Origin of the sequence: Longimicrobium sp. (assembly GCF_035474595.1) — a bacterium.
In the GTDB taxonomy this organism is placed as follows: domain Bacteria; phylum Gemmatimonadota; class Gemmatimonadetes; order Longimicrobiales; family Longimicrobiaceae; genus Longimicrobium.
Genome location: NZ_DATIND010000033.1, coordinates 1 through 13,963, shown reverse-complemented (window position 1 = coordinate 13,963; position 13,963 = coordinate 1). Strand labels below are relative to the sequence as shown.

At 68.5% G+C, this 13,963-nt stretch carries 11 protein-coding genes and 1 tRNA gene; 5 read left to right on the top strand and 7 right to left on the bottom strand.

Features of this window, described 5'->3' with window-relative positions:
- A partial coding sequence (locus tag VLK66_RS05890) for an enoyl-CoA hydratase/isomerase family protein (RefSeq protein ID WP_325308453.1) occupies positions 1-782 on the bottom strand: 782 nt, incomplete at its 3' end.
- Between the two features lie 76 nt (positions 783-858).
- Entirely contained in the window at positions 859-1,509 is a 651-nt protein-coding gene (locus VLK66_RS05885; RefSeq protein WP_325308452.1) for a TetR/AcrR family transcriptional regulator, read from the bottom strand.
- Positions 1,510-1,692: 183 nt separating this feature from the next.
- Here VLK66_RS05885 and VLK66_RS05880 point away from each other — a divergent pair, with 183 nt between their 5' ends.
- The 3 genes from VLK66_RS05880 to VLK66_RS05870 all read left to right on the top strand — a co-directional run bounded on the left by VLK66_RS05880 (position 1,693) and on the right by VLK66_RS05870 (position 3,487).
- Positions 1,693-2,439, top strand: coding sequence for a hypothetical protein (locus VLK66_RS05880; protein WP_325308451.1), 747 nt, complete (start codon positions 1,693-1,695; stop codon positions 2,437-2,439).
- A gap of 216 nt (positions 2,440-2,655) precedes the next feature.
- Positions 2,656-2,739: transfer RNA gene (locus tag VLK66_RS05875), tRNA-Leu, on the top strand.
- Positions 2,740-2,878: 139 nt separating this feature from the next.
- Entirely contained in the window at positions 2,879-3,487 is a 609-nt protein-coding gene (locus tag VLK66_RS05870; RefSeq protein ID WP_325308450.1) for a hypothetical protein, read from the top strand.
- A gap of 646 nt (positions 3,488-4,133) precedes the next feature.
- Here the strand turns inward: VLK66_RS05870 and VLK66_RS05865 are convergent.
- From VLK66_RS05865 to VLK66_RS05855, 4 genes are all read right to left on the bottom strand, one after another.
- A complete protein-coding gene (locus VLK66_RS05865; protein WP_325308449.1) occupies positions 4,134-4,418 on the bottom strand; it encodes a hypothetical protein in 285 nt (94 codons plus the stop codon).
- A 102-nt stretch (positions 4,419-4,520) separates the two neighbouring features.
- A complete protein-coding gene (locus tag VLK66_RS05860) occupies positions 4,521-4,715 on the bottom strand; it encodes an RHS repeat-associated core domain-containing protein (RefSeq protein ID WP_325308448.1) in 195 nt (64 codons plus the stop codon).
- Between the two features lie 203 nt (positions 4,716-4,918).
- The gene (locus tag VLK66_RS28725) at positions 4,919-5,176 is read right to left on the bottom strand and encodes a DUF4926 domain-containing protein (protein WP_414676455.1); all 258 of its coding nucleotides are present in this window, start codon (positions 5,174-5,176) and stop codon (positions 4,919-4,921) included.
- 9 nt (positions 5,177-5,185) lie between these two features.
- Positions 5,186-10,711 (bottom strand): RHS repeat-associated core domain-containing protein, encoded by a 5,526-nt coding sequence (locus tag VLK66_RS05855; RefSeq protein ID WP_325308447.1) that lies wholly within the window; start codon positions 10,709-10,711, stop codon positions 5,186-5,188.
- A 267-nt stretch (positions 10,712-10,978) separates the two neighbouring features.
- Here VLK66_RS05855 and VLK66_RS05850 point away from each other — a divergent pair, with 267 nt between their 5' ends.
- A complete protein-coding gene (locus VLK66_RS05850) occupies positions 10,979-11,416 on the top strand; it encodes a hypothetical protein (protein WP_325308446.1) in 438 nt (145 codons plus the stop codon).
- Between the two features lie 434 nt (positions 11,417-11,850).
- Here the strand turns inward: VLK66_RS05850 and VLK66_RS05845 are convergent, their stop codons facing one another.
- Positions 11,851-12,390, bottom strand: coding sequence for an RNA polymerase sigma factor (locus tag VLK66_RS05845; RefSeq protein ID WP_325308445.1), 540 nt, complete (start codon positions 12,388-12,390; stop codon positions 11,851-11,853).
- A 274-nt stretch (positions 12,391-12,664) separates the two neighbouring features.
- Between VLK66_RS05845 and VLK66_RS05840 the strand changes: the two genes are divergently transcribed.
- Entirely contained in the window at positions 12,665-13,798 is a 1,134-nt protein-coding gene (locus VLK66_RS05840) for a citrate/2-methylcitrate synthase (protein WP_325308444.1), read from the top strand.
- Positions 13,799-13,963 lie beyond the last annotated feature (165 nt).

Sequence of the window (13,963 nt, the reverse complement as noted above, 5' to 3'; positions counted from 1 at the left end):
TCCTTGGCGTCCTGCGAGTTGAAGAGGAGCGCCTGCAGCTCCCGCTCCAGCGCCAGGCCCTGCTCCAGCGGCAGCTCGGCGCCGCTCTGGCAGGAGCGCTTGATGTTGCCCACCGCGAAGGTGGCCTTGTTGGGCCGCGTGAACTGCTTGGCGTACGCCAGCACCTGCTCCAGGAACTCGTCGCGCGAGCCGGCGTCCAGCACCTTGTTGACGATTCCCAGCCGCTCCGCCTCGTCGAAGTCGAAGTTGGTCCCCTCGGCCATGAGCTGGATCGCGCGGCTGGCGCCCACCAGCTTGGTGAGCCGCTGCGTGCCGCCGGTGCCCGGGAGCACGCCCAGCGCCACCTCGGGGAGCCCCACCTTGCCGGCGCCGCGCCGCGCGATGCGCAGGTCCGCCGCCATGGCGATCTCCAGCCCGCCGCCGACCGTGTGGCCGTTCAGCGCCGCGATGACCAGCTTGGGCGTGTGCTCGAAGCGCAGCAGCGTCTCGTTGGCGTGCAGGCAGAAGTAGTACTTCCAGGTGGGGTCGGCCTTCTGCAGCATGTTGATGTTGGCGCCCGCGCAGAAGAACTTCTCGCCCGCGCCGGTGACCACGATCACGTCGACGGCGGTGTCGAAGCGCGCCCGGAGGACGGCCGCGTCGATCTGGCGCATCATCTCGTGCGTGTACGTGTTCGCCGGCGGGTCGTCGAGGGTGAGGATGGCGACGCCGTCCTGCACCTCGTAGTGCACCAGCGTCTTCCCGGCGGTCTCCTGCGGAACGTCAACGGTCGCGGTAGCCATCAGTCACTCCGTGCTTGGTGATAGGGGTCGAACGTGCCTTCTTCGTGATCGAACTCTCGTACTTCCGTGCTTCTTCTCAGGCCGTCCGCCAGATCGGCTGCGGCTCGCCGGCCGCGCCCTCGTCGGCGCTGGCGGGCACGGTGGCGCCGTCGGGAAGGTAGCCGTGCAGGAAGATGCGGTACATGTCCTCCACCAGCGTCTCCACGGGAACGTCGGCTCCCGGGCGGTGCCAGTTGTACAGCCAGTTCATCATCCCGAACAGCGAGAAGGTGGCCACGCGCAGGTCGATGCCGCCGCCGGGGCGGATCTCGCGCAGGATCTCCATGGCCGTCTCGCTCAGCCGGCGCTTCTTGTCGTTCACGCGGCGGCGGAAGTCGCCGGTCAGCGACTCGCTCTCGTGCGAGAGCACCTTCATCTCCGCCTTGGCGTCGATGAAGTAGCGCAGGTGGTTCTCCACCAGGATGCGCAGCCGCCGGTGCGGCTCTTCGACGTTGGCCAGGTTGCGCTCCAGGTTGTCCAGCAGCGTGCCGAAGGCGTGGTCCTGGATGAGGAAGAGAAGCTCTTCCTTGCTGTTGAAGTAGTAGTACAGCCCCGACAGGGACACCCCCGTGGCGCGCGCGATGTCGCGGATCGACGCCTGGTGGTATCCCTTCTCGGCAAAGATCCGCGCGGCCGTGCGCAGGATGCTTTCCAGCTTCTCGTCGTAGGCGCTGCGCTCGTCCGTCATCGCTCGCGTCGCGGGTGCGCGGGGGCGTGCCGCCCCGCCGGTTCGAACGTCCGTCAACCTATCCCGCACCCCCGGCCGCGGCAAGGAGACGGGGTGCGCGCCGGTTGACCAACCTCAAGCCCCGCACTAGCTTCCCAGTGCTCCGGGTCCGCGCCCGGAAATCTCCCCCACATCCCGGTCCCCATGCGACCCTTCCGCCGGTCGGCAGCCCTGATCGCCGTCTCCGCCGCGCTCTGCGCGGGGGCCGCGGCGTGCGGCGACGCGCCCACGCTTCCCACCTCGTTCGCGCAGCAGGCGGGGGGGCGCACCTGGGTCGCGGTCACGCCGCCCGCGGGGATGCCCGGGGTGCGCACGTGGATGGCGTACGCGCCGCGCGAGGCCGCCACCCGGGTCCGCTCGCTGGAGCAGCAGGCCGCACGCGCCCGCCGCGCGGGGATGCTGGAGACGGCGCTGGAGATGGACGGCCAGGCCGCGCGCCTAGCCGCCACCTCGGTTTCCGCCGACCCGCCCGCGCCGCGGGTCTACGGCGCCGTGTCGGCCGTGCGCGAGTGGGAGACGCGCGCCGGGGAGCGGCTGCGCGCCGGGCGCTACCCCGACCTGGAGCGCGCCCTGGCCGCCGTCGCCGCCGCGCGCGCCGAGGCCGAAGCCGCGCTGGCGCGCGGCGAGACGCGCGCCGCCGTGCTCCGCCTGGCCGACGCCGCCGGCGCCGCGCGCGAGTTCGCCCCCGAGGCGGTCGCGCTGCGCCTGATCGCCGACGCCGAGCGCCGCGCGGGCGCCGATCCCGAGCCCGGGCCGGAGATGCGCCGCGCGCGCCTCCTCCTGCGCCTTTCCCGCGAGGCCCTGGCGACGGGCGACCAGACGCGAGCGATGAAGCGCGCCTGGTACGCCCTGCAGATCGTCGACGGGAGGGACGGCTCCGCCTCGCGCTGATCCGGAAATCGCAGAGATCGACGATCGAAACGAAGCCGCCGCTCCGGGATCTTGCCAGGGCGGCGGTTCCGCTTTGCTGCGCGTCCTCTGCATCGCTGGATCTCACGCGGAGACGCGGAGACGCGGAGGTGCATGCCCGGCATCTCCGCGTCTCCGCGGCTCCGCGTGAGGACGAGGTTGAACGAAGGCGGCGTCGCGGTTACTTTTCCTGCGCCTGCCCGGATGGCGAAATCGGTAGACGCAGCAGACTCAAAATCTGCCGCCCGCAAGGGTTTGTCGGTTCGAGTCCGACTCCGGGCACTGCCGCGCGGGCCGCTTCCTCCGGGAGCGGCCCGCGCGCGCTTCATCTCCATCTCGATCCATCTCGAGCTTTCCCGGCGCCGGTCCGCGCCTCGTATCTCCCAGAACCTCCATCCCTCCGGCTCGCATGCGAATCCCAATGCGAATCCGTCCCGCCCGCATGGCCGTGGCCGCGTTTTCGGCGCTGGCGCTGGCCGCCTGCGGAGAGCGCGGCGGCCCCGTGGCGCCCGCGCCGCCTCCGGAGCAGCCCGCCGCGCTGCTGGCGAGCGTCCGCTGCACCGCCGACGCCAGGGCGGGCACGCTCTCGTGCAGCCAGGCGGCCCTGCCGGGCGCGGCGCGCGGCTACATCATCGTGGGCGGGCAGGGGACGTACGTGCAGCTGACGTCGTCGAACGTGGCGTACAACTCGGGGACGCACATCTTCTCGTTCGACATGACCGTCCAGAACCTGATCCCCCAGCCGCTGGCGACGACGGACGGCACCACGGCGGACGCGAACGGCGTGCGGGTGATCTTCGCCTCGGGGCCCAACGTGCTCACGGGCGAAGGCTGTCGGGCAGCACCACCGAGCCCGCGTCCACGTGCACGACGAGCCCGCCGTCACTCTCCATCAGCGTCGACGAGGTGCCCGTCGCGCCGGCGCCTGGATCTCGGCCAGCACCTGGTCGCCGTCCCACACCGTGCGGCGCACCACGTTCTCAGTTCCGCCGGATCATGGGAAAGATATATGGACCGTGTCCGACTCTAGCTGCAGCTCAGCGGCTCCGAGATGGCCGGATTTATCTATAACGGCGTCCGCTTCGTACCGGGCAACTAATTTGTACGTCCCGCTTTCTGTGAACGCATACGCCCAGTTGCATGGTAGTGCAGTCGAAGAACTTCTTTCAGGCCCACATGCGAGGTCGAAGTGCCGTAAGACTGAATCGCCGGGAGCCCAAAACCGGGGCGGTGATCTCATGTGCGAACTCCTGCTATAGATATGCGGCCGCAGAATCGCGCCGGAAGGAGCTACGATTCCGAACGTGTAGAACTCTGGCTCGTCTACGATATGCATCGGGGTACGTCCATTAACCATCACAACGTCGACGACGACAGAGCCGTCACGCGCTCGTGGACGCGGATTCAGGCGGATAGTCGGCGTTGGACTTGGAACCTGGATTCCAGTTCTCCGGTTCTCTGAGCGCTGCGTCGCAACCTGCTCTCGAGGCTCTCGGGGAACCGAGCAGCCAACGAGAGAAATGATCGCTGCTGTCGTGAGAGCCACAGCCACACGCTTCGGTTTCATCCTTGTTATCCGTTCCTTGTTCAGAAGCCGAAACACGGTTTAGTTCGCGGGCAAGGTGCTCGCCATTCGAAGTAATGGACGTCCTTTGTGCCCACCCTCCCCCCGGACCTCAACCACCCGACGACAGCGGCGTGCGGTGCATCCGTCTGGTCCTTTCTCGATAGCTCGAAGAAAGCCTCGGCTGGAACACGCCACGCAGGCCTTCGGGCTCCACTTCTGGATGTTCGACGTGATAGGCTTCATGTACAGCAAAAACGAGTTGATCTGCCGGACTCCAATCGCCGTTCAGCACGACGACCTTCCATTCGTCGATCGTTTTACCTCTCCACCAGGTCTCCGGATCGCCGTCTGTGTTCTCGTCGTGCTGGTTAATTGCCCAGAAATCGCCTCCCACAACATTGACCCATATTGAGTTTTCTCATAGACGTCAGCCGCGTGCTGAAATACCAGCCCGCGTTGGGCGCGGAGTCTCCGCACAAGATCCTTGCAGGTCTGATCATTCTCGACGCACAACCCGATACGAATCGGTGTCTGAGATCGGGTCCCCCGCCGCGAAACCGTACGCATTCAACCCGCCGGCCAGCCCGATCGGATCCTCCTGCGTGAAGCGGCCGCTGGCCGGGTCGTAGTAGCGGCTGCGCATGTACATCTGGCCGCTGTTGTCGCGCATGCCGTCGATGAGCGTGACCATCCAGGCGAGCGGGCCGTTGACCGGTACGGTTGCTGGTCTCGCACCGTGGTGCATCCCCGGTTCACGTGCGGCGCAGGTGCACCGGAATCGTGGTGCACGAAACGGAAGTTATGCTCGGCGGCGGCGTTGCGGACTCTGACGGATGAGCGACCACTAGCGCGGGTTCCGGAGATCGGCCGGATTGGGCTCCGGTGAAAGTTTGCCTACCTGGGGCGCTGAACGAATTCGAGCTGTTCAGCAGAGAAAGTTGCGACCCACACAGTGTCGCCATTCCCTGCGGTACATTCGACAGTGTAGAAGGGGCCCCGATGCTCCTCGTGCGCATCGACGATGGTACCCAGATCGCCTACCTCGGGCAAGCGGCCGGAAATGTGCCACACGACTCGATCCTGGAGATGTGGTGGAAGGGCGAGGACCCTGACGGTATCGAACTCGCGGAGCCTGGGTGTGTGTGCGTACATGCGATCCCCTCATTTCCCATTTCGATACGAAGTTACGAAATTCAGCGTACTTCCGTCCTGTGACAACCGCCAGATCGTCACCATGTCCAGCGTTCGTCCGTTTGCACCCACCATCGGGCCGGTGAACTGTATATTTCCATCCCTCAGGGCAGCGGATGCGAGATTGTTTACCGCATGCTGATGTAGCGCAGGCTCAAGGGTTGTCTCGTCGAATCCAAGCAGGTTACGGAATAGCGGGCCTTTCCCAACGCTCGATGCGTTATCTCGTACATTCCCCAGAAGGAAATCTACCTTACCATATCGCGAGTTGACCGCGCCTGGCACATTCGTCTCCACACCAGCATCGACCGAACCCCCGCCGGACGCGGAAAAAGCGCCGAGGATCAAGCCCATCACCTGAATCCTGCCGGGCGCAGAATCCAGGTAGCGCCACAGCGCGTGTTGCTGTTGGCCGAGCCATGATGTGCGATTCGAGATCTTTCCCGCCATCGAGAAAGGCCACAGACGCGGGCATCCGGGATCGTTGCGGCGCGCGGGATCTTTGCAGGGATCCAACCCATACGGATCCCCATAGCTCACAGGATCACCAGCCGCGAACCCGTATGCATTCAACCCGCCGGCCAGCCCGATGGGATCCTCCTGCGTGAAGCGGCCGCTGGCCGGGTCGTAGTAGCGGTTGCGCATGTACATCTGGCCGCTGTTGTCGCGCATGCCGTCGATGAGGGTGCCCATCCAGGCGAGCGGGCCGTTGATGCTGCGGTTGCGCGTCTCGCGCGTGACCCACACGTGCGGGGCGGGCCACTCCACCTCCACGCAGTGGTACCAGCTGGTGTTCAGCGGCCCCGGTGCCTTGGGGTAGTCGGAGATCGTGCCGTCGGGCGTGGTGGTCTTGAAGTTCGAGCTCCGCGTGATGTGCACGCACGGCTTGGTGAGCGTGCCGCCGGCGTAGCTGCCGATGTCGTACTCCCCACGCCAGTCGCTGTGCAGCACCACCAGCTGCGGCGTGCGGATGGAGTCGCTGTAGTCCATGCGGATCAGCGAAAGCGGCGCGTCGATGCCGGGGCCATGGGTGTACACCACGCGCCCGTACTGGAAGCCCCGGTAGATCTGCGCCTGCGGCATCGTGTCGGAGGGCGCCACGTCGGCGCCGGCCAGCAGGCTGTCGGGCAGCACCACCGAGCCCGCGTCCACGTGCACGACGAGCCCGCCGTCACTCTCCATCAGCGTCGGCGAGGTGCCCGTCGCGCCCGGCGCCTGGATCTCGGCCAGCACCTGGTCGCCGTCCCACACGGTGCGGCGCACCACGTTCTGACAGTTGGTCTGGCAGAGGTACGCCTGCCGCGAGCGCACCAGGATGCGCCGCCCCAGCGCGTCGTAGCGGTACTCCTCGAAGGCCGAACGCTGGTTGCCGAGCGGCAGCCGCGACGTGTCGCACGCGTTGGTGTTGTCCGGCAGGATGAGACACGTGCGCCGGTCCAGCAGCCGCAGCCGTCCGTCCGCCCCATAGTACTGCCGCGTGAGGTCCACCAGGCTGGCCGTCACGTTGTCCGCCCCGCCACAGCTGAAGTGCCCCAGAATTCCGAGGAGCGGGATGGACCACTCGCTCGTGCAAGCCGCGTTGTAGGGCGTGGGGACGATCTGCTCGCGAAGCACGTAATCGCGGTTCCCGGCGCGATCGAACGTCGCCTCTTCGCTGTAGGTGGTTCCGCGCGACGCCCGCTGCCGCGCGGTGAACGGCTGGTACTGCTTGACGCTGCTGTCCGGCTCCTGTGTGTACTTGAAGCCGTCCTGGCTGCGCTGCACCGCGTTGTACTGGTTGCCCAGCGCGTCGACGCGGAAGCGCTCTTCCGACGCCGCGATCATCTGCCGCATCGTATAGCTCCCGGCCAGCGCCCCGAGCCCCGTGTACTCGTTCTGCACCGTGTCGCCCTGCAGCGTCTGCACCAGCGTGAGCTTGCCGCGGCCGTCGTAGGCCATCGTCTCGTCGTGCAGCGCCTGGTGCGTGGCCAGATGCTCCTCGTACCGCGAGGTCATCCGTCCGCCGTTGTCGTAGCCGTAGCGCTCCTGCACCCCGTTGCGCGTGAAGGTCCGGGTCCGTCCGCGCGCGTCGTAGGCATAGGTGTAGTCGGTGCCGAGCGCATCCCGGATGTTCAGGAGCTCGCCCGTGCCGGGATCGTACGAATACGTCTGCGCCGTCTGCGAAGAGCCGGGCTGCAGCCCGCCGGGCAGGGTCAGAGTGGTGCGCCGCCCATCCAGATCGTACCCGTACTGAAGCTGATACACGTGCGTGGTGGTGTCCTGCCCCACGTAGGTGCGGATGCGCTGCGTCTCCGACTGCAGGGAGCCGTACAGGGAGTACGTGCGGGCGATGGAGGCGTCCTGGTTCACCGCCGAGCGCATGTTCCCCATCTCGTCGTACGTGAAGACCGCGGTGTCGCCGCGCAGCGCGAACGGCAAGGTGTCCGTTCTCAGCGTCTCGAGTGCGCCCGTGCCGTTGTCCCGGAAGTACGGGAAGTACCAGGGGGGCGATGATTGGACCTGGCTGGAAATCGCCCGTCGCGTGGCCGCGGGCACGAAGCGGCGCCGCAGCCGGTTCAGCGTGTCGTACTGGAAGGTCACCGTCTCTCCGAGCCGGCTCTTCGTTCGGATCACGTTCCCCGCCGGATCGTACCAGGTCGAGTCGGCCGGGTTGTCCAGCGAGTCGGCCGGTGTGGTATCGGGCGCCAACTCGGCGATCTTGCGGTTCGCGGCGTCGTACGCGAAGCGCGTCGTCACGGTGTCCACGCCCGCCGAGTCGGGCAGCGACACGCGCGACACCGAACGAAGGCGGCTGGCCGCATCGTAGCGATTGACCACCACCACCTTCTGCGCGGGCGATGCCGGGCGGCCGGTGCGCGACGAGGCGATCGCCGGTCCCATGCTCTCGGACCGTGCCACGCGCCCCAGCTCGTCGTACACGGTCGAATCGCTCTGGTAGACCGGAGCCACGTTGAGGGCGGGCATGTTGATCTGCTGCCGGGTGCGGACCGGCCGGCCGATCTCGTCCGACAGCGTCTCGCTCCGCACCCCGAGCGGCGATACTACCGCGCTCAGGTTCCCCCGCGCGTCGTACTCGTAGCTCTCCACCGCCGCCGGATTTCCTGCCGCGGCAGGCTGCGTCACCGACGCGGCGAGGCCGGGTGCCGTGCCGGTGAGCGAGCGATACTGGAAGGTGACCCGCCGCGCCGGGTCGGGGCCCTGCCGGGTCCAGGCCGGACGGCCCAGGCTGTCGTACGCCATCGCCGAAGTCACCCCCTCGGCGCTGGTCGTGCGCGTCACCGCGTCCCACTTCGGGTCGTACGCGTACGCGGTGGCGGCGTACCGGTTGCCGGCGAAGTGCGACCAGTCGGTGGTGCCGATCAGGTTCCCGCGCGGGTCGTAGCTCGCCGAGAGCCACCGGCCGTTGGGGTACACGACCGAGGTCACCAGCGCCGGGAGCGCGGGGTTCTCGCGGCGGATCTGCGTGGCGTTGCCCATGGCGTCCACCACGCGCACCGGCGCGCCCCAGCGGTCCAGCACGAACTTCGTCGTGTCTCCAACGTCGGTGCGCGGTCCGTCCAGCCGCGTGTACACGACCGATTGCGCCACCGGCCCCGCGATCCCCTGCGACTCGGCCGCGCGGAAGCCGAGCCTGATCGAGTCGCCCGGCGCCAGCCCCAGCGCGGTGCCGGAGAGCAGCCCCGCGGCGTCGTAGCGGAAGAAGGTCGTCGGGGTGCCGCCGGGGCTGGTACGGTCGGTGATCCGCCCGTTCGTGGTGGTCAGCAGCACGTGCGGCCTGGCCGTGTTCATCGGGCTGCCGGAGGGCGCGTTCACGCGATACTGCGGCTCGTAGATCCGCCGCACGTCGCGCCCCACCACCTCCAGCCGCACCACCCGCGCCGAGTCGGCCATCCCCCGCACCCCTGGCGCCACCACCTCGGCCAGCACGCCGGCGTTGTAGTTGAAGAAGTACGCGACACTGTCGGTACCCAGCGGGACCACGATCCTCGCCAGCTGCGCGCCGTTGTACTCGAAGCGCGTGGTGTGGCCCAGCGGGTTCACCGTGCGCCGGTGGCGGCCGTCCATGTCGTAGTAGATCTTCGCGCCGCCCGGCAGCGTCCGCACCAGCTCGTTGTTCACCGCCCTGATCGTGTCCGGCCGGTCGAACGCCGGGCCGATCCACGAGACGCCGTCCGCCGCCTTCTGGTACACCCGCGTGCTTCCATCGCCGCCCACCCACAGCAGTTCCGTCGTCCCGACCGCCACCAGCTGCTCCATCCCCGCCAGCCACCACCCGCTCCCGAAGCCGCTCTGCGCGCGGTTCACGATCGCGATCCGCCCATCGCGTGAGTAGATCACCCCGCTCGTTCCGCCCGGGTAGTACGCCGTCACCTCGAAGTGATACGGGTAGAAACCCGTCGCGTACTGCGTTCCCGACGCATCGAAGCCCAGCGCCACGCGCGCCGTGTCACCCGCAGGGAAGCCCGCCCACCGCTGGTTGGCGACCTCGCCCCCGCTCACCACCAGCCGCGCGCCGATCGAGTCCGGGCGCGCCTTCGCCAGGTCGCGCACCACGTGCGCGGCCACGATCGGAAACGGCTTCGCGTGCTGGCTGTTGTAGATCAGCACGGGGGTGCGCGCCCGGTTCAGCACCCGCGTCGACGGCAGCGGCGCCACCAGCCGCAGGTCGCCGCACTCGTACGCCGCCCCCGCGCCCACCGACGCCGTCACGCACATCGAGCGCTCCGAGAGCGTCAGGTCCGCGCGGTCGCCCACGCCGCCGGGCGCTACCAGGCTCGCCGTCGCGTTCACCGCCGTGCTCGCCGAGCCCGTTCCGCCCGCCGTTACCTCGTGCGCCACGAGGCCGACCGTCTCCTGGCTGTACGAGCCGACCCGGTAGCTCACCCCGACGATCGCCGTGTCGCCCGGCGCCACCGTGACCTGCCCCGCCGCCGGCGTGCAGGAGAACACGTTCGTGCACACCGCCTCGAGCGAGAACGTCTGCGTCACGAGCGTGCTGGGGTTCACCACCCGGAAGGTCTCCAGCCCGGGCTGCTCGTTCCCCACGGCGCTCGGCACCCGCGACACCTGGCTCTGCGTCGCGATCACCTGCGGCGGCGCCTGGTAGCTGTACGTCGCGGACACGGTAGACGAGCAGTGGCTCAGCACGTCGCAGATCCGCGCCGACACCGTGACGCTCGCGCTCCCCGTCAGCGACACCGTGCCCTGCGACTGGGCGTGCGATCCGTCGGTCGCCGTGTAGGTGAACGAGCCCGCGCTCTCGACATTGTTGATCTTGATCGACCGGGAGGACGCGTTCAGCCCCTCCGCCGAGCTCCAGTTGATCGTGACCGTCACCGACGCCGTGGATACCGCCCCGGACGCGGGATTGATGGACACCGTCGGCACCGACCCGCCCCCGGTGCAGTTCGGGTCCGTGACGGGGCACTGCGCCCGCAGACGCGCCGGCACGAGCGGCAGGATCGTCAGGCACAGGGGGAGCAGAATTCCCCGCAACAGCGAGGAATATCCTCGGATGGAAAGCATGGATGAGCGGGTGTGACGTGGGTCGGGGAGGGATACGGGGCGCATCCGCGGAGCAGGAAGTACCGGTCAAATTGTGGCGATCGCGCCGTCCACGCGCAAGCACCCCGGCGAACCAGGTTCCGGCGCGCCGGGGCGGGACTCACCCCAGCCCCGCCGGACCGCGGCACGGAGATTGATCGCACCGCGTGCGGCGCGCGGCGCACGGCCGGGCGGATACGGACCAGGAGCGATAACGGAATGCTGAGCGACCAGGACAGGAGCCGGATCGAGCAGGTGCTGCTGCGCGAGCGCAGGCAGGTGCTGGAGAACATCGGCCACTTCGACGAGCGGCTGAACGACCTGCGCGAGCGCGCGGGCGAGCTCAGCCTGTACCGCTTCCACCCGGCCGACGTGGGCACCGAGTCGCAGGACCAGGAGCAGGACTACCTGCTCACCAGCATGGAAGGCCGCCGCCTCTACCAGATCGACGAGGCGCTGGAGCGGCTGTACAAGACGCCCGAGGAGTTCGGCAGGTGCGAGGTGGACGGGCGCGACATCGAGATCGAGCGCCTGGAGGTGATCCCCGAGACGCGCCTCTGCGCCGAGCACGCGCTGCAGGCCGACCAGGCGTCCGGCGCCGCCACCGAGGCCGACCCGCGCGAGGCCGCCCGCACCGGCGACGAATCTGCGATCTGAACGACAGGGGTTTAGACGGAGAAGCAGAGCAGCAGAGGGGACTCCTCCGCTGCTCTGCTTTTCCGCGTGATACGGGATCTGGCAATCACCTGTGCATTGCGAACGCACGGAGAGACGTCATTCTGAGGCCGGCCACACCGTCGTTGCTCCCCGCACCAACGGTTGCAGGCCGAGGATCTATAGGTGAGGTCGCCCGTGCGCTGGCGGATTGCACGATCGATCCCCCGGCTCCGCTATGAAACGCACCCTTCTTCAGGACCGGGCTCATACCGGACCCGGAAGAAGACTCCGATGTGTTTCCCGGCGGACGTGCTGGACGGGGTATGGATCCTTCGGCCTGCAACCATCTGCGCAGAAACTGGTTGCGGCGTGGCCGGCCTCAGGATGACGTCAGGGTGATGGGGCCCGCGCCGACTCTCCGGGCAGATTCCGTATCAGACGATCTCGCGGAGGATCTCCTGCAGCGCCTCGCGGGCACGCATCACCCGCATCTTCAGCGCGCTGATCCCCGTCTCCAGTCGCTCCGCCATCTCCTCGTAGCTAAGGCCGTCCACGTGCTTCAGCAGGAAGGCCTCGCGCTGCGCGGGGGGCAGCCGCATGAGCGCCGCCTGCACCACGCGCCCCAGCTCCGCGCGCTCCAGCGTCAGGCCGGGATCGTCGCCCTCGCCGGCGGCGTGCGCGTCGTCCTGCAGCGGCGCGGTGTGCTGGCGGCGGTTCTTCAGCCAGTCCTTGCAGCGGTTGCGCAGGATGCGGAAGAGCCACGCCGCGAAGCGCTCGGGGTCGCAGGTGTGCAGCCGCGTGAACGCCTTCACGAAGCTTTCCTGCACCAGGTCCGACGCCGCGTCGCGGTCGCCCACCATGGCGGCCGCGTGGCGGAACATGCTGTCCTGGTAATGCGCGACGAGGCGGGCGTACAGCTCTCGCTCGCCCGCCAGGATGCGCCCGATCAGCTCCGCGTCGGCCTGCGGCTCCACTCCCCGCCCACGTCCGGTGTTTCGTACGATAAAAAGGGCGCATCCCGCGCCCCCGCGACCGTGCGCCCGTGCCTGCAAGTCCCGGCCCCCGGCGCGCTTCCGCGCCCCCGCGGGCGCGCTTGCCACACCGCGGCCCCCGCGCTATGTTGGCGCGCCGCCGCTGGCCCGGATGGTGCACGCCGCCCCGGGCTCCGCAGGGCGGACGCGGCGCCGCGAGGGGGCGGCACACGTTTCCGAAATTCTAGCTTCGCACGGGCGTTCGAGGAAGACAGATATGGCTGGCAAGGGGCTGGAAGGGGTCGTGGTCGGTCAGTCCAGGCTGAGCGACATCAACGGCGAAGTCGGCGAGCTGATCTACGCCGGGTACGACATCGACGACCTGGCGCGCAACACCACCTTCGAGGAGGTGTGCTACCTCCTGTGGAACGGCGAGCTTCCCAACCGGGAGCAGCTGGACGGCTTCAAGCGCGAGCTGGCCGCCAACGCGCGCCTTTCGGACGAAATGCTGGCGGTGCTGCGCACCCTGCCCAGGGACGCCGACCCCATGGCGGCGCTGCGCACGGCCGTGTCGGCGCTGGGCACGTTCGACCCCAAGGCCGACGAGATCACCGACGCCGAGGTCCGCCGCAAGGCGCTGTACCTGACCGCCGTGACCCCCACGCTGGTGGCCGCGTACGACCGGCTGCGCAACGGCAACGAGCCGCTGCAGCCGAAGGAGGGAAAGAGCGTCGCCTCGAACTTCCTGTACATGCTGAACGGCGAGGAGCCCAACGACACCCGCTGCCGCACCATGGACGTGGCGCTGGTGCTGCACGCCGAGCACGCCATGAACGCCAGCACCTTCGCGGCGCGCGTCACGGCGGGCACGCTGTCGGACGTCTACTCCTGCATCACCTCCGCGATTGGTACGCTGAAGGGCCCCAGCCACGGCGGCGCCAACGTGGAGGTGATGAACATGCTCCGCGAGATCGACGAGAGCGGCCAGGACCCGGCGGCCTGGGTGCACGGCGCCCTGGAGGGCGGGAAGAAGGTGATGGGCTTCGGGCACCGCGTGTACCGCGCCACCGACCCCCGCGCCACGGTGCTGCGCGAGCTGGCCGACAAGATCATGGCCGAGGCGGGCGAGACCCGCTGGCTGGACCTGTCGGACAAGATCCGCGCGGCCATGGCCGACGAGATGGAGAAGCGCGGCAAGAAGATCTACCCCAACGTCGACTTCTTCAGCGCCTCGGTCTACACCACGCTGGGGATCCCGATGGACCTGTTCACCGCCGTGTTCGCCATCGCGCGCACGCCGGGGTGGACGGCGCACCTGCTGGAGCAGTACGCCGACAACCGCCTGATCCGCCCGAGCTCGGAGTACGTGGGCCCGCGCGGCAAGAAGGTCGTGCCCATCGACCAGCGGTAAGGCCCCCGGCGGGGCGTGGCGCACGCGGGGCGCGGCGGGGTGCCCGCCGCGCCCTCTTTTAGTACGGGAGGTACGGAAGTACGAGAGTACGGAACAGAAGTGCGAGAGTGCGAAGGTGCGAGAGTGGTCCGCGGCTCGCCACGCCCTCACGCTTTCCTCACCCCT